The 23235-nt window shown below is 58.8% G+C and carries 21 protein-coding genes; 4 read left to right on the plus strand and 17 right to left on the minus strand.

The features are described 5' to 3' along the window. Positions 1-2: 2 nt before the first annotated feature. The gene (gene sltY, locus ABLV04_RS21985) at positions 3-1940 is read right to left on the minus strand and encodes a murein transglycosylase (protein ID WP_044525328.1); all 1938 of its coding nucleotides are present in this window, start codon (positions 1938-1940) and stop codon (positions 3-5) included. A 228-nt stretch (positions 1941-2168) separates the two neighbouring features. Here sltY and ettA point away from each other — a divergent pair, with 228 nt between their 5' ends. Further along, positions 2169-3836 carry an energy-dependent translational throttle protein EttA gene (gene ettA / locus ABLV04_RS21990; RefSeq protein ID WP_023291900.1) on the plus strand — a complete coding sequence of 556 codons (1668 nt, stop codon included), beginning with the start codon at positions 2169-2171 and terminating at the stop codon, positions 3834-3836. A gap of 93 nt (positions 3837-3929) precedes the next feature. On the opposite strand, the gene nadR is transcribed toward ettA, so the two are convergent. The 3 genes from nadR to serB are packed head-to-tail and all read right to left on the minus strand — an operon-like array spanning position 3930 to position 7547. After that, positions 3930-5162, minus strand: a complete 1233-nt coding sequence (nadR, locus tag ABLV04_RS21995) for a multifunctional transcriptional regulator/nicotinamide-nucleotide adenylyltransferase/ribosylnicotinamide kinase NadR (RefSeq protein WP_004886547.1) — start codon at positions 5160-5162, stop codon at positions 3930-3932. Positions 5163-5183: 21 nt separating this feature from the next. Then, complete coding sequence (gene radA, locus ABLV04_RS22000) at positions 5184-6566, minus strand: DNA repair protein RadA (RefSeq protein WP_023291899.1); 1383 nt, start codon at positions 6564-6566, stop codon at positions 5184-5186. 9 nt (positions 6567-6575) lie between these two features. Then, positions 6576-7547: a phosphoserine phosphatase gene (serB, locus tag ABLV04_RS22005; RefSeq protein ID WP_180266026.1), complete on the minus strand. Its 972-nt coding sequence runs from the start codon at positions 7545-7547 to the stop codon at positions 6576-6578. A gap of 104 nt (positions 7548-7651) precedes the next feature. On the opposite strand from serB, the gene ABLV04_RS22010 reads away from it, so the two are divergent. Beyond that, the gene (locus tag ABLV04_RS22010) at positions 7652-8299 is read left to right on the plus strand and encodes a YtjB family periplasmic protein (protein ID WP_023291897.1); all 648 of its coding nucleotides are present in this window, start codon (positions 7652-7654) and stop codon (positions 8297-8299) included. Further along, a complete protein-coding gene (gene lplA / locus ABLV04_RS22015; RefSeq protein ID WP_032452385.1) occupies positions 8299-9315 on the plus strand; it encodes a lipoate--protein ligase LplA in 1017 nt (338 codons plus the stop codon). Before ABLV04_RS22010 ends, lplA begins: the two co-directional genes overlap by 1 nt. A gap of 84 nt (positions 9316-9399) precedes the next feature. Here the strand turns inward: lplA and deoD are convergent, their stop codons facing one another. The 13 genes from deoD to ABLV04_RS22080 form a co-directional block, all read right to left on the minus strand. Beyond that, a complete protein-coding gene (deoD, locus tag ABLV04_RS22020) occupies positions 9400-10119 on the minus strand; it encodes a purine-nucleoside phosphorylase (RefSeq protein ID WP_002887789.1) in 720 nt (239 codons plus the stop codon). Between the two features lie 100 nt (positions 10120-10219). After that, entirely contained in the window at positions 10220-11443 is a 1224-nt protein-coding gene (gene deoB, locus ABLV04_RS22025; protein ID WP_023291895.1) for a phosphopentomutase, read from the minus strand. Positions 11444-11495: 52 nt separating this feature from the next. Continuing rightward, entirely contained in the window at positions 11496-12818 is a 1323-nt protein-coding gene (deoA, locus tag ABLV04_RS22030) for a thymidine phosphorylase (protein ID WP_032429093.1), read from the minus strand. 109 nt (positions 12819-12927) lie between these two features. Then, complete coding sequence (deoC, locus tag ABLV04_RS22035) at positions 12928-13707, minus strand: deoxyribose-phosphate aldolase (RefSeq protein ID WP_180266027.1); 780 nt, start codon at positions 13705-13707, stop codon at positions 12928-12930. A gap of 415 nt (positions 13708-14122) precedes the next feature. Further along, the gene (locus ABLV04_RS22040) at positions 14123-15400 is read right to left on the minus strand and encodes a NupC/NupG family nucleoside CNT transporter (RefSeq protein ID WP_023291892.1); all 1278 of its coding nucleotides are present in this window, start codon (positions 15398-15400) and stop codon (positions 14123-14125) included. A gap of 129 nt (positions 15401-15529) precedes the next feature. Beyond that, positions 15530-16324, minus strand: a complete 795-nt coding sequence (locus tag ABLV04_RS22045) for a metal-dependent hydrolase (RefSeq protein ID WP_032452382.1) — start codon at positions 16322-16324, stop codon at positions 15530-15532. Next, entirely contained in the window at positions 16321-17394 is a 1074-nt protein-coding gene (locus ABLV04_RS22050; protein ID WP_023291890.1) for a patatin family protein, read from the minus strand. The genes ABLV04_RS22045 and ABLV04_RS22050 overlap by 4 nt, the downstream gene beginning before the upstream one ends. A gap of 153 nt (positions 17395-17547) precedes the next feature. Beyond that, positions 17548-17709, minus strand: coding sequence for a DUF1328 family protein (locus tag ABLV04_RS22055; RefSeq protein ID WP_002887716.1), 162 nt, complete (start codon positions 17707-17709; stop codon positions 17548-17550). A gap of 129 nt (positions 17710-17838) precedes the next feature. Next, the gene (gene osmY / locus ABLV04_RS22060) at positions 17839-18459 is read right to left on the minus strand and encodes a molecular chaperone OsmY (protein ID WP_017901234.1); all 621 of its coding nucleotides are present in this window, start codon (positions 18457-18459) and stop codon (positions 17839-17841) included. A 219-nt stretch (positions 18460-18678) separates the two neighbouring features. Beyond that, positions 18679-20268 carry a peptide chain release factor 3 gene (gene prfC / locus ABLV04_RS22065; RefSeq protein WP_025711754.1) on the minus strand — a complete coding sequence of 530 codons (1590 nt, stop codon included), beginning with the start codon at positions 20266-20268 and terminating at the stop codon, positions 18679-18681. Between the two features lie 90 nt (positions 20269-20358). Then, positions 20359-21036, minus strand: a complete 678-nt coding sequence (gene yjjG, locus ABLV04_RS22070) for a pyrimidine 5'-nucleotidase (protein ID WP_023291888.1) — start codon at positions 21034-21036, stop codon at positions 20359-20361. A 14-nt stretch (positions 21037-21050) separates the two neighbouring features. Beyond that, positions 21051-21497 carry a ribosomal protein S18-alanine N-acetyltransferase gene (gene rimI, locus ABLV04_RS22075; protein ID WP_023291887.1) on the minus strand — a complete coding sequence of 149 codons (447 nt, stop codon included), beginning with the start codon at positions 21495-21497 and terminating at the stop codon, positions 21051-21053. Continuing rightward, positions 21466-21879 carry a DNA polymerase III subunit psi gene (locus ABLV04_RS22080; protein WP_004886506.1) on the minus strand — a complete coding sequence of 138 codons (414 nt, stop codon included), beginning with the start codon at positions 21877-21879 and terminating at the stop codon, positions 21466-21468. Before ABLV04_RS22080 ends, rimI begins: the two co-directional genes overlap by 32 nt. A gap of 102 nt (positions 21880-21981) precedes the next feature. Here ABLV04_RS22080 and rsmC point away from each other — a divergent pair, with 102 nt between their 5' ends. Continuing rightward, the gene (gene rsmC, locus ABLV04_RS22085; RefSeq protein ID WP_348816187.1) at positions 21982-23010 is read left to right on the plus strand and encodes a 16S rRNA (guanine(1207)-N(2))-methyltransferase RsmC; all 1029 of its coding nucleotides are present in this window, start codon (positions 21982-21984) and stop codon (positions 23008-23010) included. Positions 23011-23235: the final 225 nt, after the last annotated feature.

Below are 23235 nucleotides of genomic sequence, written 5' to 3' on the forward strand. Positions count from 1 at the left end.
GATCAGTAACGCTGCCGCCACTCCGCATCGCTGAAGAGCTTATCCTGCTGTCCCATAAAGTAGCGGTAGTAGGCGTCATAGGAGAGGACATTCTTCACGTAGCCGCGGGTTTCCGAGAACGGAATACTCTCGACAAACGCCACGGCGTCGATCCGTCCGGCGCTGTTCCCCTGCCAGGTGCGTACCCGACCCGGCCCGGCGTTATAGGCCGCCGAGGCGTAGATGCGGTTATTGCCGAACTGCTGGTAAACGTACTGCAGATAGCTGGTGCCGATGTTGATGTTGGTTTCCGGATCCAATAGCTGCGACGGGCCGCTGTAGCCGGGAATGCGGAACATGCTGACGGTATGCGTCGCGGTGCCCGGCATAATCTGCATCAGCCCGCTGGCGCCGACCGGCGAACGCACTTTCGGGTTCCAGGCGCTCTCCTGGCGGGCAATGGCCATCGCGTAGCTCTGCGGAATATCTTTACCGCTGATATAGCGGGCAAACAGATCGTTATAGGCCAGCGGGAAGCGCTCCTCCAGCTGATCCCACAGCTTGCCGGCGATCGTCGCCTGCACGCTCAGATCCCACCAGTGTTGATCGAAGGCATAGCGCGCCAGCTGCGCCTGCTGAGATTTCGTGCGGCTGGTGACCAGATTCGCCCATTCGGTGCGCGCGGTGTTATCCATATTCCAGTACATCAGCTCGCGTACCCGGGCCATCTCCGGACCGGAAGCCAGCGCCGGATCGAGCGTGCCAGTCGCTTTATCGATGCGGAAGGTATACTCCTCGCCGAGACGCTGTGCGGCGACCATCGGGTAGAAACCGCGCTGCTGCATCAACGACCGGAGGATCGCCTGCGCCTCCTCGTCCCTGCCGCGCTCCAGCAACAGATCCGCCTGCCAGTAGCGCCATTCGTCTTTCTCTTTCGCCTCCATCGGCAGGCGCGCCAGCCAGGTATTCAGGCCATGGCGATCGCCCGTCCCCAGCGCCATCCGCACCCGCCGCTCCACCAGCGGCGTGGACTGCGATCGCATAATCGCATCGTCGCGCCAGATGGCCTGCTCTTCGGTCACATCGTTCCCCATCAGGCGCCAGGCGACAATATCGCGTAGCTCCTGGGTCTGATCCTCATTGAGCTGCTGGGCCTGCACCAGCGAAGGGATCATCAAACGGGCATTTTCCACATCCTGACGGGCGACGCTGGCGAAGGCGACGGCGGCCATCTGGCGGGTAAAGTCCGTCGCCCCGGTGGTGCGGGCAAAGGTCAGGACGCTGTTAGGATCGTTAGCCAGAGCGACCACGGCGCTGGCGATGCTCTGGTAGTTGGCGGGCATCTGCTGGGCCAGCGATTTCACCAGCCCGATATTGCCGGCCTTCATCGCCAGGCGGATCCGTTCGAGATAAGCCAGCGGATCCTGCTGGCCGGAGTCGCGCCAGGCGCTGAACAGCGGTTCACAGGCGCCGGGCTGGTTCTTGCCCGTCAGCCAGAGGTCTTTCGCTCCGCTCCAGGCCTCCTGCGACTGCCCCACGCTCAGTTTGGCGTAGTAGTAGTTGCACTGCGCCTCGGTGCTGGTCGGCTTATCGGGACTAAACGCCAGCAAGCCGCGCCAATCGCTGCGCCGGGCCAGTTCATTCACGAAGCGCGAACGTAATGAACGCGCGGGGGGCAGCGTCGGGTTGGCGTCAATAAAGTTTTTCACCACCAGCGCCGGCTGGTTCATCAGATCGTCGGTAATCTGCCGGTACTGCAAATAGGGATACAGGGGATAGGTGCTTAACGTGGGCATCAGCTGGTCAACCACATCCATCTGCCGGTTATCCCACGCCTGCTTAATTTGTGCGTAGCGGCTGCGCTGTTCATCCAGTGAATCCGCATGCGCCAGCTGACTCAACGCCAACAGACCAACGCTGGCAGCCAAAAGATGCCACGCCATTTTTTTGGCTTTTTCCACAAGCTCTTCCTCTTTCAGGTGCATTTTCGCAGCATCGTGCCGCTTAAAAGCCCCTGCCGGTTCGGCAGGCGGCTTTACTTATGCTAATCAGACAACGCTAAACGCGCCATGTCCTGAACATTTTTTTACGCTTCTGTGAATCCTGTCGCCTCGCTGGGATTAGCGCGCGAAAAAGGCTACACTTCGGCTTTGAACTATCTATCAAAATAGAAAGAGGCGAAGTCCAACGTGGCTCAATTCGTTTATACCATGCATCGTGTCGGCAAAGTGGTTCCGCCGAAACGTCATATTTTGAAAAATATCTCCCTCAGCTTTTTCCCTGGCGCAAAAATCGGTGTGCTCGGTCTGAACGGCGCCGGTAAATCTACCCTGCTGCGCATCATGGCCGGTATCGACACCGAGATCGAAGGTGAAGCGCGTCCGCAGCCTGGCATTAAAATCGGCTACCTGCCGCAGGAGCCGCAGCTCAACCCGGAGCACACCGTACGCGAGTCCGTTGAAGAAGCGGTCGCCGAAGTGGTTAACGCGCTGAAGGGCCTGGACGAAGTCTATGCCAAATACGCCGAGCCGGATGCAGACTTCGATAAGCTTGCCGCACAGCAAGGTAAGTTCGAAGAGATTATCCAGGCGCACGACGGCCACAATCTGAACGTGCAGCTGGAGCGCGCGGCCGACGCCCTGCGCCTGCCGGACTGGGATGCGAAAATCGCCAATCTTTCCGGTGGTGAACGCCGCCGCGTCGCGCTGTGCCGCCTGCTGCTGGAAAAACCAGACATGCTGCTGCTCGACGAACCGACCAACCACCTGGACGCCGAGTCCGTCGCCTGGCTGGAACGCTTCCTGCACGACTTCGAAGGCACCGTGGTGGCAATTACCCACGACCGTTACTTCCTCGATAACGTCGCCGGTTGGATCCTCGAACTTGACCGCGGCGAAGGTATTCCGTGGGAAGGCAACTACTCCTCCTGGCTGGAGCAGAAAGATCAGCGTCTGGCGCAGGAAGCCTCTCAGGAAGCAGCGCGTCGCAAATCCATCGAGAAAGAGCTCGAGTGGGTTCGCCAGGGCGCGAAAGGCCGTCAGTCCAAGGGCAAAGCCCGTCTGGCGCGCTTTGAAGAGCTCAACAACGTTGAATACCAGAAACGTAACGAGACCAACGAACTGTTCATTCCGCCAGGCGCGCGTCTGGGCGATAAAGTTCTGGAAGTCAGCAACTTGCGTAAATCCTACGGCGACCGCGTGCTGATCGACGATCTGAGCTTCTCGGTACCGAAGGGCGCTATCGTCGGCATCATCGGCCCGAACGGCGCGGGTAAATCTACGCTGTTCCGCATGATGTCCGGCCAGGAACAGCCAGATTCCGGCACCATCACCCTGGGCGAAACCGTTAAGCTGGCCTCCGTCGATCAGTTCCGCGACGCGATGGACAACAGCAAGACCGTGTGGGAAGAGGTCTCCGGCGGCCTGGATATCATGAAGATCGGCAACACCGAGATGCCGAGCCGCGCCTACGTGGGCCGCTTTAACTTCAAAGGCGTAGACCAGGGCAAACGCGTTGGCGAACTGTCCGGCGGTGAACGCGGTCGTCTTCACCTGGCGAAGCTGCTGCAGGTTGGCGGTAACGTACTGCTGCTCGATGAACCGACCAACGACCTGGATATCGAAACCCTGCGCGCGCTGGAAAACGCCCTGCTGGAGTTCCCGGGCTGCGCGATGGTTATCTCGCACGACCGTTGGTTCCTTGACCGTATCGCCACCCACATTCTGGATTACCAGGATGAAGGTAAGGTGGAGTTCTTTGAAGGTAACTTTACCGAGTACGAAGAGTACAAGAAACGCACCCTCGGCGCCGACGCGCTGGAGCCGAAGCGAATCAAGTACAAACGTATCTCAAAATAAAATGCAAAAAGGCAACGCAAGTTGCCTTTTTTAATGTTTGCTCCCTCTCCCACCGGGAGAGGGCCGGGGTGAGGGCATCAGCCCGCAGAGGATCTACCCCTGCTCCCCCATCAGCTGCTTCACCAGCTCGACGCAGCGCAGGAAGCGCGTATCGTAGTCCGACTCCTTAACATGGACGAACTCGATCTCATTCTCTTTCAGCAGCGACACCAGCAGCGACTGAAACTCTTTACGATCCACCGAACTCCCAAGGCTGCGTAACCCATCGGCCACCCACGGGGTATTGTTCTCCAGCAGGATCACCAGATCGAAGCGGTATTCATCAATCAGCGCCTGCACGAACGGGTGCTCTCGCCCCTCGTACTTCAGGCAGAACGCCTGAGTGCTGACGAAGTCGGTATCGATAAACGCCACCTTGTTGGCATATTTCACTGCGAAATCAATATACTGGGCATGCCCGAGGGCTATTTTATCGTAATCCGAATACTGGAGCGCCATCTCATCGCCGCCGAGATGCGAAAAGACATAATCCCGGCCATATTCCCAGGCGCTGGTGGTATTGAAGATATTGGCGAGCTTATTGACCAGCGTTGATTTCCCGCTCGACTCGCCGCCGAGGATCGCCACCGTCCGCACAAAGAACGGTTTCACTTCCGTCGGAATATATTCCCAGTAACGGAACGGGTTCTCGCGGATCTGGCCGCCGCTAATATTCATAAAGGTCCGCTTAGGATCGATAAGCACCGTCTCGATCCCCAGATGCTCAAGGTACTGCGGCGCATCGGCCTCTTCCGAGGTATAGATCCGGTTCGGCTCGATCCCTTTTTCGCTCATAAAAGCGCGGATCCCATGACTCCACACATCCCAGCCGTGCGGATAGGGTTCCATCCCCTCTTCATTGAAGGCATGGATGCGAATATTCTTCTGATATTTAAAGGTTTGTAGCAGCCAGCGCAGGCGGTCAGGCACCGTCGGCTGCTGCGACATGGCGCTCTCTTCAAACAGCTCGCGGTCGCGAGTGTCGTCATAGCCCATGATGATATGCAGCTCATCGACCTGGCTACAGGCGCGTTGAATCAAATAGATGTGCCCGGTATGCAGCGGGTAAAATTTACCAAACACCACGCCGACGCTTTTCTGTCGGCGGGGAAACTCCAGCCCGAGGAAACGATGCAGCGCTTCTAGCTTCTGCGCGCTCGGGCTTTTGATTTTGGCATTCAACAGTTGGCTGAGATACCCTTTGGTCATCCCGCTGGCTTCCGCCACCTGCTGCAGGGTACAGCCTTTCTGCTTTATGGCGCTTTTTAAATAGTCAAATGACGACATCGCTAATCTCCTTTTAACTTATTATAAGTCGTCAAAAACGCTTAGCGCGTCTGAAAGCTTTTTCACACCAAAGATTTGCATGCCTTCCGGCACTTTTTTCGGCACATTGGCCGCCGGGACAATGGCGCGGCGGAAGCCATGCTTCGCCGCTTCGGAGATACGCTCCTGTCCGCTCGGCACCGGGCGAATTTCGCCAGCCAACCCCACTTCGCCAAAGACCACCAGGTCCTGCGGCAGCGGGCGATCGCGCAAGCTGGAGACCATCGCCAGCAGCAGCGCCAGATCGGCGCTGGTTTCCGTGACCTTCACCCCACCGACCACGTTGACGAAAACGTCCTGATCGGCCATCTGCAGGCCGCCGTGGCGATGCAGCACCGCCAGCAGGATCGCCAGACGGTTCTGTTCCAGCCCCACCGCCACGCGGCGCGGGTTGGACATCATCGAGTGATCCACCAGCGCCTGGATCTCCACCAGCAGCGGGCGGGTCCCTTCCCAGACCACCATCACCGAGCTGCCGGAGGTGATTTCATCTCCCCGGCTGAGGAAGATAGCGGATGGGTTGCTCACTTCGCGCAGCCCCTGCTCGGTCATAGCGAAGACGCCCAGCTCGTTCACCGCGCCAAAGCGGTTTTTGTGGCTGCGCAGAGTGCGGAAGCGGGAGTCGGCATCGCCGTCCAGCAGCACCGAGCAGTCAATACAGTGCTCCAGCACCTTCGGGCCGGCCAGCGAACCGTCTTTGGTGACGTGGCCGACCATGACGATCGCCACGCCGCGTGTTTTGGCAAAGCGCGTCAGGTAGGCCGCCGTTTCACGTACCTGGGCGACGCTGCCCGGCGACGACTGAACGTCGGCCATATGCATCACCTGGATAGAGTCGATCACCATCAGCTGCGGTTTTTCTTCCTCGGCAATCTGACAAATCTGCTCAATGCTGGTTTCCGACAGCATGTTCAGGTTCGCCGTCGGCAGCCCAAGGCGATGGGCGCGCATCGCCACCTGCTGAAGGGACTCCTCCCCGGTGACGTACAGGGTTTTCATCCCTTCCGCCAGCTTGCACAACGTCTGCAGCAGCAGCGTCGATTTCCCCGCGCCGGGGTTACCGCCAATCAGGATCGCGCTGCCCGGCACCACGCCGCCGCCGAGTACGCGGTCGAACTCTTTAAAACCGGTGGAGAAACGCGGCAGCGCTTCCAGGCTGATGTCTGACAGCTTCTGCACCTTCGAGACGCCGGCGTGACCGGCGTAGCCTGACAAACGCTCGTTTCTCGCCACCTGCGGCGACGCGGCGATGCGCATCTCGGTGATGGTATTCCAGGCATGGCAGGCGCTGCACTGCCCCTGCCAGCGCGGATAATCCGCACCACATTCATTACAGACAAATGCGCGTTTTGGAGCTTTCGCCACGTTTACCTCTTACTTTTGGTTCATGCTGCCCGAGAGAATACAGAATACCCCCATCAGGTCAGCGTGGCGGATAGTCACTTCCGCCTGTTCATTCACTTTAGGCTTAGCATGATACGCGATGCCAAGCCCGGCAGCCTTAATCATCGGCAGGTCGTTGGCGCCATCGCCGATGGCCACGGTCTGCGCCGTTGGGATCGCATACTTTTCCGCCAGCTTGCGCAGCGTATTGGCTTTGTATTTGGCATCGACGATATCGCCGAGCACGTTGCCGGTGAGCTTGCCGTCGCGGATCTCCAGTTCGTTGGCGAACACCGAGTCGAGATGCAGCTTATCGCGCAGATACTCGGCGAAGAAGGTGAAGCCGCCGGAGGCGATCGCCACCTTCCAGCCCAGCGTTTCCAGCTTGAGCACCAGCTGCGCCAGGCCCGGCATCAGCGGCAGCGCGTCGCGAACCTGCAGCAGAATGCTGGCATCAGCGTCTTTCAGCGTCGCCACGCGCTGGCGCAGGCTGGCGGTGAAGTCCAGCTCCCCGCGCATCGCCCGCTCGGTCACTTCCGACACCAGCTCGCCGGTGCCGGCCAGTTTCGCGATCTCATCGATGCATTCGATCTGGATCGCCGTGGAGTCCATATCCATCACCAGCAGTCCCGGGGTGCGCAGATGAGGGATTTTACCCAATGGCGCGACGTCCAGCCCCGCCTCATGCGCCAGTCGCGTCGCACGGGGGGTCAGCGAACCGGCCAGGCGGATCACCTGGTAATCCTCGACCACCCAGGAGGCGACGATCACTAACGCGGCGCCCAGCTCACGCTGCCAGTCCGTCAGACGGCGTTTATCCAGCCCACGCCCGTACAGCAGCCAGCCGCTGCGCCCGGCGTGATAATCCAGCGGCATGACCTCGTCACCGCTCAGGGAAAGCGGCAACCCAGGCCACAGGGAAACGTCTTCAGGCAGGTCGCACCAGGTCAAACTGTTAGGCATTACGGCTCCACATCTCTTCATTCAGGCGAGGAAAATAACGCATGAGGCTACCTTGTAACCAGCGCTTCTGGCAACATTAAGCTGCAAATTTTCAAAGGTGGAATATGGTTCGCGCAAAACTGAAATTCCGGCTGCATCGTGCGGTCATTGTCCTTATCTGTCTCGCCCTGCTCGTCGCGCTGATGCAGGGCGCCTCGTGGTTCAGTCAGAACAGTCAGAAACAACGCAATCCGCAGCTGGAAGAGCTGGCCCGCACGCTGGCGCAGCAGGTGGTGCTGAATCTCGCGCCGCTGATGCGCAGCGAAACGCCGGACGAAAAGCGCATCAATCAGCTGTTGACGCAGCTCACCCACAACAGCCGCGTACTGGACGCCGGGGTATATGACGACCAGGGCGACCTGGTGGCGCGCTCTGGCGAAAGCGTCGAGGTTCGCGACCGGCTGGCGCTGGATGGTAAGAAAGCCGGCGGCTACTTCAACCAGCAGATTGTCGAGCCGGTACCGGGAAAAAACGGTCCGTTGGGCTACCTGCGTCTGACCCTCGATACCCATACGCTGGCGACCGAGGCGAAGCAGGTGGATAATACCACCAATATCTTACGCCTGATGCTGTTGCTGTCCCTGGCAATCGGCGTGGTACTGACCCGCACGCTGCTGCAGGGCAAACGCACCCGCTGGCAGCAATCGCCCTTCCTGCTCACCGCCAACAAGCCGGTTGAGGATGAAGACGATGAAAAGAAAGGAAATCTATAATGTCCACACTGCGCCTCCTGCTTTCTGACTCTTACGACCCGTGGTTCAACCTGGCGGTCGAGGAGTGCATTTTCCGCCAGATGCCCGCCACCCAGCGGGTGCTGTTCCTGTGGCGCAATGCCGATACCGTGGTCATCGGCCGCGCGCAGAACCCGTGGAAGGAGTGTAATACCCGCCGCATGGAGGAAGATCATGTGCGGCTGGCCCGTCGCAGCAGCGGCGGCGGCGCGGTGTTCCACGACCTCGGCAATACCTGCTTTACCTTTATGGCAGGCAAACCGGAGTACGACAAAACCGTCTCCACCGCTATTGTGCTGGCGGCGCTCAATTCACTTGGCGTAACCGCCGACGCCTCCGGGCGCAACGATCTGGTGGTCAAAACCGACAGCGGCGACCGCAAAGTCTCCGGCTCCGCCTATCGTGAAACCATGGACCGCGGTTTTCACCACGGCACCCTGCTGCTCAACGCCGATCTAAGCCGTCTCGCCAACTACCTCAACCCGGACCAGAAAAAGCTGCAGGCTAAAGGCATTACCTCGGTGCGCGGGCGGGTGGCGAACCTGGTTGAGCTGCTGCCGGGCATTACCCATCAGCAAGTTTGCGAGGCGATCCAGGAGGCGTTCTTCAGCCATTACGGCGAACGGGTAGACGCCGAGGTGATCTCCCCGGACAACACGCCGGACCTGCCGAACTTTGCCGACACTTTCGCACGCCAGAGCAGCTGGGAGTGGAACTTCGGCCAGGCGCCTGCCTTTTCCCACCTGCTGGACGAGCGCTTCCCCTGGGGTGGCGTCGAGCTGCATTTTGACGTTGAGAAGGGCCATATTACCCGCGCGCAGGCCTTTACCGATAGCCTGAATCCGGCGCCGCTGGAGGCGCTGGCGGAACGCTTAATCGGCTGTCAGTATCGGGCTGAGGTTTTGCAGCAGCAGTGTGAGGCGCTGATGGAGGACTTCCCGGAGCAGGAAGCGGAACTCAAAGCGCTGTCGGTGTGGATTGCCGGCGCGGTACGCTAAAAAAAAGCCCGCTGGCGTAGCGCTTAGCGGGCCTGGAAAACCGCAGGCCGGGTCAGGCGAAGCCGCCGCCCGGCACAACAGCTTTTACTCTTTATCGCCCAGCAGCACGGATTCCAGCGCGATTTTAATCATGTCGTTGAACGTGGTCTGACGCTCCGCGGCAGTGGTCTGCTCGTGGGTACGAATATGGTCAGACACGGTGCAGATGGTCAGCGCTTTCGCCCCGAATTCCGCCGCCACGCCGTAGATACCCGCCGCTTCCATTTCCACGCCCAGGATGCCGTATTTTTCCATCACGTCGAACATGGACGGGTCCGGGGTATAGAACAGGTCTGCAGAGAAGATGTTGCCGACGCGCGCGTCAACGCCCAGCGCTTTCGCCGCGTCTACCGCGTTACGCACCATGCCGAAATCGGCAATCGCCGCGAAGTCGTGGTCTTTAAAACGCAGACGGTTCACTTTGGAGTCGGTGCAGGCGCCCATACCGATCACCACGTCGCGCAGTTTGACGTCTTCGCGCACCGCGCCGCAGGAGCCGACGCGGATGATTTTCTTGACGCCGAAATCGGTGATCAGCTCTTTGGTGTAGATAGAGCAGGACGGAATACCCATCCCGTGGCCCATGACGGAGATTTTGCGGCCTTTATAGGTGCCGGTGAAGCCCAGCATGCCGCGCACGTTGTTCACTTCACGCACGTCTTCGAGAAAGGTTTCTGCAATGTGCTTGGCGCGCAGCGGGTCGCCCGGCATCAAGACTACGTCAGCGAAATCGCCCATTTCTGCGTTAATGTGAGGAGTTGCCATCTTCAGTTCCTTTTACATTGTTGTTTTTGCCGGGCGGCTACGCCTGACCCGGCCGACAAAACCGTAGGCCCGGATCGCTGAGCGCCACCGGGCAATTGCATCACAGCATGTTTTTACCGTAGGCCATTGGCGAGGTACCAAAGTATGTCGCCAGCGTCTGGCCGATGTCCGCGAAAGTTTCGCGGTGGCCTAACGATCCTGGTTTCACTTTCGGGCCGTACACCAGCACCGGAATATGCTCGCGGGTGTGGTCGGTACCGGTCCAGGTCGGGTCGCAGCCGTGGTCGGCGGTGAGGATCAGGATGTCGTCTTCCCCTACCAGCTCCATCAGCTCCGGCAGACGGCGGTCGAACAGTTCCAGACCCGCCGCGTAGCCGGCGACATCGCGACGGTGGCCCCAGGAGGAGTCAAAGTCGACGAAGTTGGTGAAGACGATAGTCTCGTCGCCGGCTTCCTTCATCTCTTTGATGGTCGCGTCAAACAGCGCGTCCAGCCCGGTGGCTTTCACTTTTTTGGTGATGCCGCAGTTTGCGTAGATGTCCGCTATCTTACCGACAGACACCACGTGGCCGTTCTTCTCGTCAACCAGCTTCTGCAGCACGGTCGGCGCCGGCGGTTCGACCGCCAGATCGTGACGGTTGCCGGTACGCTGGAAGTTACCGGCTTTATCGCCGATAAACGGACGAGCGATGACGCGGCCAATGTTGTAGCCGCCTTCGGTCAGCTCTTCACGGGCGATTTCGCACAGCTCATACAGCTTGTCGAGGCCAAAGGTCTCTTCGTGACAGGCGATCTGGAACACGGAGTCAGCGGAGGTATAGAAAATCGGTTTCCCGGTTTTCATATGCTCTTCGCCGAGCTGATCGAGGATCACCGTCCCGGAAGAGTGGCAGTTGCCGAGGTAGCCCGGCAGGTTGGCGCGTTTCACCAGCTTATCCAGCAGCTCCTGCGGGAAGCTGTTTTCATGATCGCTGAAGTAGCCCCAGTCAAACAGCACCGGCACGCCGGCGATTTCCCAGTGGCCGGACGGCGTATCTTTACCAGAAGAGAGTTCATGCGCCCAGGCCCAGGCGCCAATCACTTCGGCATTGCCATCCATTCCGGCGGCAATTTTACCGGTAGAGCCTTCATGCGCTTTCACCAGCCCCAGACGGGTCAGGTTCGGTAAATTCAGCGGGCCTTTGCGGCCGTGGTCAGCCTCGCCTTTGGCGCAGGCTTCCGCAATGTGGCCCAGGGTATCGGCGCCGACGTCGCCAAAGCGGTCTGCGTCTTCCGTTGCGCCAATCCCAAAGGAGTCCAGCACCATGATAAATGCACGTTTCATCTTGTTCTCCATACATCTTGCGCTGCAAAAAAGCGATCAGATCAGTATATCGCTATTCGGTGATACGGCGATAGACTGTCGGTGTAATTTCCGGAGCTTTATCGTCCAGTTTAATGGCCGCTTTGACCGCTTTCGCGGCCTCCTGCCAGCTGTTCTCGTCTTTGGCATGGATCACCGCCAGCGGACGCTGTCCGTCCACGCGGTCACCCAGACGCGCCATCTCGGTAAAGCCAACGCTATAGTCAATGGTGTCTGATGCCTGACGGCGGCCGCCGCCCATAGAAACCACTGCCATACCCAGCGCGCGTGTATCCATCGCGCTGACAAAACCTTCGGTATCAGCATAGACTGCTTTGCTCAGCATCGCCGTCGGCAGATAATGATCATAATTCTCGACAAAGTCGCTCGGTCCTTTCTGCGCCGCGACCATACGGCCAAAGACTTCCGCCGCTTTACCGTTATCCAGTACCGCCTGCAGCTTCGCGCGCGCGTCGGCATCGTCCGCCGCCAGCTTGCCGGAAATCAGCATCTCTACACACAGCGCCATCGTCACGTCGAACAGACGCGGGTTGCGGTATTCGCCGGTCAGGAACTGGACCGCTTCGCGAACTTCAACGGCGTTCCCGGCGCTGGAGGCCAGCACCTGGTTCATATCAGTCAGCAGCGCGGTGGTGCGCACGCCGGCGCCGTTGGCGACCCCGACGATCGCTTCCGCCAGCGCGGCGGAAAGTTCATAAGTCGGCATAAACGCGCCGCTGCCGACTTTGACGTCCATCACCAGCGCATCCAGCCCTTCCGCCAGCTTCTTGGCAAGGATCGAGGCGGTGATCAGCGGGATGGAGTCCACCGTCGCGGTAATATCGCGGGTGGCATAGAAACGTTTGTCCGCCGGAGCGAGGGAGCTGGTCTGCCCGATAATCGCCACGCCGACATCTTTAATAATCTCGCGGAAGCGGTTGTCGTCCGGGAAGATATCGAAGCCCGGGATCGCTTCCAGTTTATCCAGGGTACCGCCGGTATGGCCGAGTCCGCGGCCGGAAATCATCGGCACATAACCGCCGCAGGCGGCCACCATCGGTCCCAGCATCAGCGAAGTGACATCCCCGACGCCGCCGGTGGAGTGTTTATCGACGATCGGGCCGTTAAGGTTGAGGCTTTTCCAGTCCAGAACGGTACCGGAATCCCGCATCGCCATGGTCAGCGAAACGCGCTCCGGCATAGACATATCGTGGAAGAAGATGGTCATCGCCAGCGCGGCGATCTGCCCTTCTGAGATAGTATTGTCGCGGATGCCGTTGATGAAAAAGCGGATCTCTTCATCGCTTAATGCCTGACCATCACGTTTTTTACGAATAATTTCTTGTGCGAGAAACACGGTAACCCCCATGAGGAATCGGGTGAATGGTGGCGGGTGGCGCTACGCTTACCCGCCCTACGATCCTGTAGGCCGGATAAGCGAAGCGTCATCCGGCAATGTCTGACAATCAGTAGCTGCTGGCGCTCTTGCCGTCGCCGTGACCCAGGGCTTTCAACAGGCTGGCCAGCAGGCTGGAGGCACCAAAGCGGTAGTGACGGGCATCGGCCCAGTCGGCGCCAAACAGCTCATCGGCGATCGCCAGGAACTGCTGCGCATCTTCCGCGCTGCGCACGCCGCCCGCCGGTTTGAAGCCAACGGTTTTCTCAACGCCCATATCGCGGATGACTTCCATCATGATGCGCGCGCTTTCCGGCGTAGCATTCACCGGCACTTTACCGGTCGAGGTTTTGATGAAATCGGCCCCGGCTTTGATAGAGATTTCAGACGCTTTACGGATCAGCGCTTCTTCTTTCAGCTCACCGGTTTCGATGATCACTTTCAGCAGCACGTTGGCCGCCGCGCAGGCCTCTTTACAGGCTTTCACCAGCTCGAAGCCGGCCTGCTCGTTACCGGCAATCAGCGCGCGGTACGGGAACACCACGTCCACTTCATCGGCACCGTAAGCGATCGCCGCGCGGGTTTCCGCCAGCGCAATGTCGATATCGTCATTACCGTGCGGGAAGTTGGTGACCGTAGCGATGCGGATCTCCGGCGTTCCCTGCTCGTTCAGCGTTTTACGGGCAATCGGGATGAAGCGCGGATAGATGCAGACCGCCGCGGTGTTACCCACCGGGGTTTTCGCCTGATGACACAGGGCAATCACCTTTTCATTGGTGTCGTCGTCGTTCAGGGTGGTCAGGTCCATCAGTTTTAACGCGCGCAGGCTGCTTGCTTTTAAATCAGTCATTTCATACTCCGCCGGCGCAGTGCCGGTTCAATAGTTTGTTCACCTTGCGAGTCTGTTACTATTGTAACATTCACTCGCCGCTACACTTCGACATTCATCACAGTTAATGAAAACTACTTACTAATTTGCATTACTGTAATGTGACTTTAATCACAAAATATCAACGCATACCGCGGTAATTATCCTCACGCCCCTCTTAAGCATAATCGAAACTCCGCACCCAATGAGGATGTGATAATTCTAACACACAATGACAGAGACTCTCGACACCGTGGCGCACATTTTGCCCACCCAGCCGGTGATACAATTATTATATTTTGAAATATAAGCTATTTTTCTGAAAGTCAGAAATGATGGAATTTTCACAAATTCAATAAAACCAGCGACGCGGCGGCCGCTGGTTGAGGGAACTGGCTTAGAGGGCGAGGAAAACCCCGGCGATGGTGGCGCTCATCAGGTTAGACAGCGTCCCCGCCGCCACCGCACGCAGCCCAAGCTGGGCGATATCCTGACGCCGGTTGGGCGCCATCCCCCCGAGGCCGCCAATCAGGATGGCGATCGATGACAGGTTAGCGAATCCGCACAGCGCGAAAGAGATAATGGCTTTAGTGTGATCTGAAATAACCTGCAGCCCGGCCGCCGCCACCTCGGCGTCCGCCTTCAGATACTCGCCAAAGTTCATATAGGCCACGAACTCGTTAATGATCAGCTTCTGGCCGATAAACGATCCCGCGACCGTCGCTTCGTGCCACGGCACGCCGATCACCCACGCCAGCGGTGAGAAGACCCAGCCGAGGATCATCTGCAGCGACAGCTCCGGATGGTTAAACCAGCCGCCGACGCCGGACAGAATGCCGTTCAGCAGGGCGATCAGCGCGATAAACGCCAGCAGCATCGCGCCGACATTGAGCGCCAGCTGCATACCAGACGCGGCGCCGGAGGCGGCGGCGTCCAGCACGTTGGCCGGTTTATCCGCGTCAGCGCTCTGGCGGTCATGAGCCGGGTTATCGTCCGGCGTTTCCGTTTCCGGTACGATAATTTTGGCAAACAGCAATCCACCCGGCGCCGCCATAAACGACGCGGCAATCAGGTACTCCAGCGGAACGCCCATCTGCGCATAGCCCGCCAGCACGGAACCTGCCACCGAGGCCAGGCCGCCGCACATGACCGCAAACAGCTCCGAGCGGGTCATAGTGGCGATATAAGGACGCACCACCAGCGGCGCTTCGGTCTGACCAACGAAGATGTTCGCCGTGGCCGACAGCGATTCGGTACGCGAGGTCTTCAGTACCGCCCGCAGCGCGCCGCCGAGAATGCGAATGACCAGCTGCATAATGCCCAGGTAATAAAGCACGGCAATCAGCGACGAGAAGAAGACGATCACCGGCAGCACGCGCAGGGCAAAGACAAAGCCGCCGCCGCCAAACACCTCGAACATTTTATCGGAGACCAGCCCGCCGAAGATGAAACCGATCCCTTCATTGCCATAGGCAATTACGCGGGCGACGCCGTTCGACATCGCTAACAGCGCCGAGCGCCCGGCCGGTACATACAATATCAACGCGCCGATACCCACCTGGATTATCCAGGCGCCGAGCACAGTACGCAGGTTAATGGCTTTTCGATTATTGGAGAGCAGCACAGCAATGGCCAACAGCGCCACCATGCCGATAAGTCCCATGAGGATTTGCATACAGATTCCCTGTGTTTTGATAGTCCAGCACTAACGGCGTGATTATATCGGCATGAAACTATCCTGCCTGCCAGGCTTCACACATTTTAAGCAAATCAATGATATGGATGAACAATTATGAGAATTCGATCACCATACAGTGGCTGAGGGCAGGGAAAACAAGGCGAGCGTGTTGCGCATTATCCCTTCGGCTATGGCTGCCGGCGGCTCCGACCGGAGTTCGCACAGGGCGTCAAATACCCGCGCAGCTTGCTCCGGGCGATTGGGCTGTCCCTGGAAGCCATTGAGCGGCATATCCGGGGCATCGGTCTCCAGCAGCAGGGCTGAAAGCGGCAGACGCGCCATCACCTCGCGGGTTTTGCTGGCGCGGGGATAGGTAATGGTGCCGCCAACGCCGATCTTATAGCCAAGCTGCACGAAACGCTCGGCCTGCTGCAGGCTGCCGGCGAAGCCATGTACCACCCCGGTACGCGGCAGGGCATGTTTTTTCAGCAGCATCGCCAGCTTATCGTGGGTGCGTCGGGAGTGGAGGATCACCGGCAGATCGTAACGCTTCGCCAGACGCAGCTGCGCTTCCAGCAGCGCCTGCTGACGATCGAACTGCGGCTCGTCGCGATAGAGATCGAGACCAATCTCCCCCACCGCCACCAGTTTTGGCGGGCGCTGCGCCAGCGACGCCTCCAGTTGCGCCAGCCCCTCATCGGTGTGCTGCTCGATGACAATCGGATGCAGGCCCAGCGCGGCATACAGCGCCTCGTGCTGCGCCGCCAGCGCCAGCACGCGGCTAAAACGCTCAGCGGAGATGGCCGGAACGATAATTCGCCCGACGCCGGCCTGCGCCGCACGCGCCAGGCTGGCGACCTCATCTTCCGCGAAGGGGGGAAAATCGAAATGGCAGTGGGTATCGATAAAACGGTGCGTCACGCCAGATCCTCATGATTAAAGCTTGCGTCATTGGCCTGCGGCGCAGCGATGATGGTCGCCTGCGGCGCTTCATTGGCCACCGGCACCGGCGGCACCACCACCGGCGCAGGCCGGGCGATACGCGGCGCGTGGCGCAACAGCGGCGGCCGGTCGGCCAGCAGTTTACCCACGGTGGCCAGGAAATAACGGCCGCACTGGCGTCCGGTTTTGTAGTCCTCCAGCAGCGCCGGCAGTCGGCTGCCAAGCGCCATGCTGCGCAGCGGCCGCTGGGGATAGATTTCGAAGATCCGCAGTTTGCCGGGCGGTTTTTCGATGAACTGCTGGATGGCGCGATAGGTGGTTTCGTGATGATGCACCAGATTGACCAGCGGCTGCAGGCTGCTCTCCCCCAGCCAGCGCTCCATCCGCTTAAACCACTCCGGGGTGTAAAACATCTGCGAAGGGACAGTGCGGATCACCACGATGGTCTGAGCGCCGCGGCGGGCCGCCTCCTGTACCGGGATCGCATCGCTGACGCCGCCGTCAAGGTAGCTAACGCCGTCAAGTAACACGCCGCTGCGGTAAAACCCGGGGATGGCGCTGGAGGCGCGGATCAGATCCAGCCAGGTTTGCGGCGTCGGTGAAAAATAGCTGGCGGAGTAATCGTCGCCGCGACAGGCGCACATCCACAGCTCTTTGCCCAGCGCGAACTGCGTTTCGGCATAGTTCATGGCCAGCGGCATCTGCTGCGAGGTGGCCTCCACCAGCCAGTCGAGATCGATAAGGTTGCCGCCGCGCACAAAGCGCATCGGATCGAAAAACTGGCGTGAGGTGGTGTAGCGTGTGATGACTTTGCGGGCATAGCCTTGCTGATTACACATGTAAGCGGAGAGGTTTTGCGCCCCCGCTGAGGTCCCCAGCATCAGGTCAAAGGGGTTAAATCCGGCGCGCATGAATTCGTCCAGAACCCCGGCGGTGAAAATCCCTCGCTGTCCCCCGCCTTCACACACCAGCGCCAGCTTGCCTGGTCGGAAGGGTTTAACCGCCAGCGGGGCGATATTGCCCAGCGTAACGGGAATGCGTTGCCCCACCCTGCTTTCCTGTTCGATTAGTCTTCTCCTGACAAGGTAACGCAATTTGCCCATCGCTTAAACCGCGAAAGCCAGTCCGCAGGACTGGCTTTGTGTAAGACGACGTGTCAGTAAAAACGCTCAGGCTTCAGCATCGCCCGGATTGTTGTCCCTCTACGGACGTCTGCGTCCTGTAAACAGGCTCACCAGGAACAGGATAATCCCGACGACAAAGACGATTTTCGCGGCGCCAGCGGCAGTACCCGCCAGACCACCAAAGCCCAGGGCCGCAGCAATTAATGCAATGACCAGAAAAATAATTCCCCATCGAAACATACTTTTCTCCTTACCATAATGGACGGTGAACAGCGGTTTGCGCACCCTTTCTGGAAAGCTCATCGCTCAGTGGGTGCTGCTATTCGTTCGGCAACCTTGGCCAGACAACACTTTTGTTAATAACTCGATTTACTTCACGCTAAGATCGTTGCGGACGCTTTTCACACCGGAAACCGCTTTCGCAATCTCTGCGGCGCGCTCAGCCTGCGCCGCGGAAGCCACCGTACCGGTCAGATGCACTGCGCCGGCGTTAGTTTCGACTTTCACATTGCGCGAAGGGACAATGTCATCCGCCAGCAGCTTGGCCTTCACTTCGCTGGTAATAGCGGTGTCCCCGGCATAGCCTTTCAGCGTCGCCGTCTCACTCGACGATTTGTGCTGCACCGTCAGCTTGTCGTTGACCTGAGAGACGCCTTCGACCGCTTTTGCCACGCTCAGCGCCTGACTTTTCTGTTCAGCACTGGTGACGTCGCCGCTGAGGGTGACCACTTTGTTTTCCGTTTTCACCGAAATATCGCCGGAGTTAATATCTTTATGGTCGATCAGCGCCGCCTTTACCCGTGCGGTAATGGTGCTGTCGTCCATAAAATCGCCGACTTTATTAATCGAATTGTCTACCGCCTCTCCCGCATTGCTGGCAGCTGACTTCGCACTGTCTACCGTTGTTTTTTCCGTCTCTGCCGAGGCGTTCAACGCGGCTAAGCCTAAGAAGAGCGCCAGCAACATATTGGCATTCTTTAGTCTGGTCATCGTGATGTCCTCGTTTTTTCACCAGCGCTGGCGTCTTATCGCAGTGAATTACGCCAGCATTTTTAAAAACACGAATTAAATATAGTAGACAGGCGAAGGGGTTGCGGAGGATATGGATAAAAAACAGACGAATTAGCGGCGTTTTAAGAACTTTCCAGAAGGAGGGAAGCGCGGGCGGAAGAAGAAAAAAGCGCGGCCTGCGCCGCGCTTCGTCAGGGATTAGTGCTCGCGCGTTTTGCGGAACACCACGTCAGGATAACGCTCCTGCGTCAGGTTCAGGTTGACCATCGTCGGGGCGATGTAGGTCAGGTTATCGCCGCCATCCAGCGCCAGCTGAACTTCGTTTTTACGTTTGAACTCTTCGAATTTCTTCACGTCAGTGGATTCAACCCAGCGCGCGGTGGCCACGTTGACCGATTCGTAAATCGCTTCCACGTTGTATTCGCTTTTCAGGCGCGCCACGACGACGTCAAACTGCAGCACACCCACGGCGCCGACGATCAGATCGTTATTGGCGATCGGACGGAAGACCTGCACCGCGCCCTCTTCAGAGAGCTGAACCAGCCCTTTCAGCAGCTGTTTCTGCTTCAGCGGATCCTTCAGGCGAATACGACGGAACAGTTCCGGTGCGAAGTTCGGAATACCGGTGAACTTCATCATCTCGCCCTGGGTGAAGGTATCGCCAATCTGAATGGTGCCGTGGTTATGCAGGCCGATGATATCCCCAGGATAGGCTTCTTCAACGTGCGAACGGTCGCCGGCCATAAAGGTCAGCGCGTCGGAGATCACCACGTCTTTACCGATGCGCACCTGACGCAGCTTCATGCCTTTTTCATATTTACCTGACACCACGCGCATGAAAGCCACGCGGTCGCGGTGTTTCGGGTCCATATTGGCCTGAATTTTAAACACGAAGCCGGTGAACTTCTCTTCCGCCGCGGTGACTTCACGGGTGTCGGTGTTACGCGGCATCGGCGCCGGCGCCCACTCCACCAGGCCATCCAGCATATGGTCAACGCCGAAGTTACCTAACGCGGTCCCGAAGAACACCGGGGTGATTTCCCCGGCCAGGAACAGATCTTTATCGAACTCGTTCGACGCGCCCTGCACCAGCTCCAGCTCGTCGCGCAGCTGCTGCGCCAGATCTTCCCCCACCGCCGCGTCGAGATCCGGGTTATTGAGCCCCTTCACGATGCGCACTTCCTGGATGGTATGGCCTTTACCGGTCTGATACAGGTAGGTTTCATCTTTGTAGAGATGATAGACGCCCTTGAACAGCTTACCGCAGCCGATAGGCCAGGTAATCGGCGCGCAGCCGATTTTCAGCTCGTTCTCCACTTCATCCAGCAGCTCCATCGGATCGCGGATATCACGGTCGAGTTTGTTCATAAAGGTGAGGATCGGCGTATCGCGCAGACGGGTGACTTCCATCAGCTTACGGGTCCGATCTTCGACGCCTTTTGCCGCGTCAATCACCATCAGGCAGCAGTCCACCGCCGTCAGGGTACGGTAGGTATCTTCCGAGAAGTCTTCATGCCCCGGGGTATCCAGCAGGTTCACCAGACAGTCATGATAGGGGAACTGCATCACCGAGGTGGTGATCGAGATACCACGCTGCTTTTCCATTTCCATCCAGTCGGATTTCGCGTGCTGGCTGGAGCCACGACCTTTTACGGTACCGGCGGTCTGAATCGCCTGTCCGAACAGCAGCACCTTTTCGGTGATGGTGGTCTTACCGGCATCCGGGTGAGAAATAATGGCAAAAGTGCGGCGTTTGGCCACCTCTTGCAGATAAGGAGACAACGTCATAATTAATCTTCTAAGTAAACGCGGCCATGAGCCACGCATGTGGAATACGAAAAATTGCGGCTATTTTACCCATCAACGGGGGGGAGGCAATCAGTGTTTACACAGGAGCTGCTCCAGTTCGCTTAACGAGGTCACCGTCCAGTCCGGCTCGAGGTCCGCCGGCAGCTCGCGCTGATGCGCATTGAGCCAGCAGGTCGCCAGTCCGGCATTCACGCCGCCACGAATATCCGACTCGGCGGTATCGCCGACCATTAGCACCCGCGAGCGCGGTGGGTTACCCGCCTGCGCCAGCGCGTAATCGAAAATGCGCGCGTCCGGTTTGGCGACGCCCACTTCTTCAGAAATAATCAGCAAATCAAAGTGATCGCGTAAACCGGTCCGCTCCAGACGAGTCTGCTGCAGCGAGGTAAAGCCGTTGGTGATGATGCCCATCTTGACCTTGCCCTGCAGCGCGTTGAGCAGAGAGACCGCGCCCGGCAGCGGCGCACAGATTTCCGCCATCGCATTCATAAACGCGTCGTTGAGTTCCCCCGGCGGCACATTCAAACGTTCCGCCCAGCTGTCAAAGCGCTGGTGCTGCAGCTGCAGCGAGGTGATGGCGCCGTTCTGGTAATCCACCCATAGCGGCTTATTCACGGCCTGATAGTCCTGAAAATCTTCGGCGGTAAAGGTCACGCTGTAGTCGAGAAACATCCGCTGCAAGCCGCTGAAAGAATCAAACGTAAACAGCGTTTCATCGGCATCAAAGAAAATCCAGTCCCATTTCATCGTATCACCTTGTCTTACATACTGATTGGCAGAGCCATAATAATGGCGTCTTCGCGCCCGTCGGCCGTCGGGTAGTAGTTGCGGCGAATCGTCGCCTCATTGAAGCCTAAGCTTTCATACAGCGCGATAGCGGCAACGTTGGAGGCGCGCACCTCCAGCCATAGCGTGACGACGCCGAGCCTTTCGACTTCATCAATGACGTGTTCCAGCAGCGCTCGCCCCAGGCCACGGCGCTGGTAAGCGGGATCGACCGCGATATTGAACAACGTCGCCTCATCCAGCACCACTTGCGTAATGGCGAACGCCGCCATTTCGCCATCCACCGACAGCTGATAGTTGCGATAGCGTTCCCCCTGGTTACTGGCCAGGGTCTGTTCGCTCCACGGGAAAGCGTGGGCGCGGGTTTCGATTTGCCAGGCTCGGGTTAAATCAGCCGTGCTGAGGGTAGAAATCGTGTTCATGTGCGCAGATTTGTTGCCAGAGCGCCCTGCGAGCCGGCGCGCTGGTCTGGAGTTCATCAAAAGCGGGGGTGGACACCTGGGCGCCCGCCAGCGGCAGCGACGCCTCTGTGCCCAACCGCCAGCTGTTGCAGCGGCTGTCCTGCGGCAGCATCGCCACCCGCTCCGGGGTCAGCTGCAGGACCTGATCTGGCGTCACGGCCAGCGCGCGCAATACGTCGCCAATCAGCGGCTCTGTCAGCGACGGCGGGGTTTCCGCCACCATCACCAGACGAATATGTTCAGGAAGCGAGATAGCGATTTCGCCCTGCAACGCCCCCGGTCGGCGCAGCGACCACTGGGTAATGCCCAGCTGCTGTAGTTGCCAGTCTCGTCGGGATGTCATAGCGAAACACTCCTGTTAAACAAGCGCGCAATATAGCAAATCCGTCGTATCTGCGCCAACAAACTACTATAATCGGCGCCAGTCTTAATGAAGGAGTGTTTCATGTCCGCTTTTACCCCGGCAAGTGAAGTCTTGCTGCGCCACAGTGATGATTTCGAGTCCGCCCGCGTTCTGTTTGCCGGTGACCTGCAGGATGACCTGCCTGCGCGTCTGGATACCGCGGCCAGCCGCGCCCACACCCAACAGTTCCACCACTGGCAGGCCCTCAACCGCCAGATGGGAGACACCGTCCGTTTTAGCTTAGTGGCTGAGGCCGCTGACGTCGCCGAATGCGACACCCTGATCTACTACTGGCCAAAGAATAAACCAGAGGCACAGTTCCAGCTGATGAACCTGCTCACTCTGCTGCCGGTGGGAAGCGACATTTTCGTCGTCGGTGAAAACCGCAGCGGCGTCCGCAGCGCGGAGCAGATGCTGGCTGAATACGCGCCATTAAACAAAGTGGATAGCGCCCGCCGCTGTGGCCTCTATTATGGCCGACTGGAAAAGCAGCCCGCCTTCGACGCCGATGCCTTCTGGGGCGAATACACACTGGATAATCTGACGATTAAAACCCTGCCAGGCGTCTTTAGCCGTGACGGGCTGGACGTCGGCAGCCAGCTGCTGCTCTCCACCCTCGAGCCGCATACCAAAGGGAAAGTGCTGGACGTCGGCTGCGGCGCAGGCGTGCTGGCCGCCGCGCTGGCCAGCCATTCGCCGAAAGTGCGCCTGACCCTGTGCGACGTCAGCGCCCCTGCGGTCGAAGCCAGCCGCGCGACGCTTGCCGCCAACGGCCTGGCTGGCGATGTGTTTGCCAGCAACGTCTTCTCCGAGGTCAATGGTCGCTTCGACATGATCATCTCCAACCCGCCATTCCATGACGGGCTGCAGACCAGCCTCGAAGCCGCCCAGGCGCTGATCCGCGGCGCGGTTCGCCATCTGAACAGCGGCGGCGAGCTGCGCATTGTCGCCAACGCCTTCCTGCCGTATCCGCAGGTGCTGGATGAGACGTTCGGCTTCCATGAGGTGATCGCCCAGACCGGACGTTTTAAGGTCTATCGCACCATCATGACCCGTCAGGCGAAAAAATAGTCGCCTTCTCACGCCGGCGGCCCGTTTCTGGTACCGCTGGCGCTTCCTGCGGGCAAATCCGCCCATTTTTGCAGCAATCGATACAACCTGCATAATTAACTATTGACGTGTCGCCGAAAACCACTAGAATGCGCCTCCGTGGTAACGATACTTTCATAGTGTCGATGGTATGCGAAGGTGGCGGAATTGGTAGACGCGCTAGCTTCAGGTGTTAGTGTCCTTACG

It is taken from the genome of Klebsiella sp. JN_Kp127 (assembly GCF_040062505.1).
Lineage (GTDB): Bacteria > Pseudomonadota > Gammaproteobacteria > Enterobacterales > Enterobacteriaceae > Klebsiella > Klebsiella quasipneumoniae.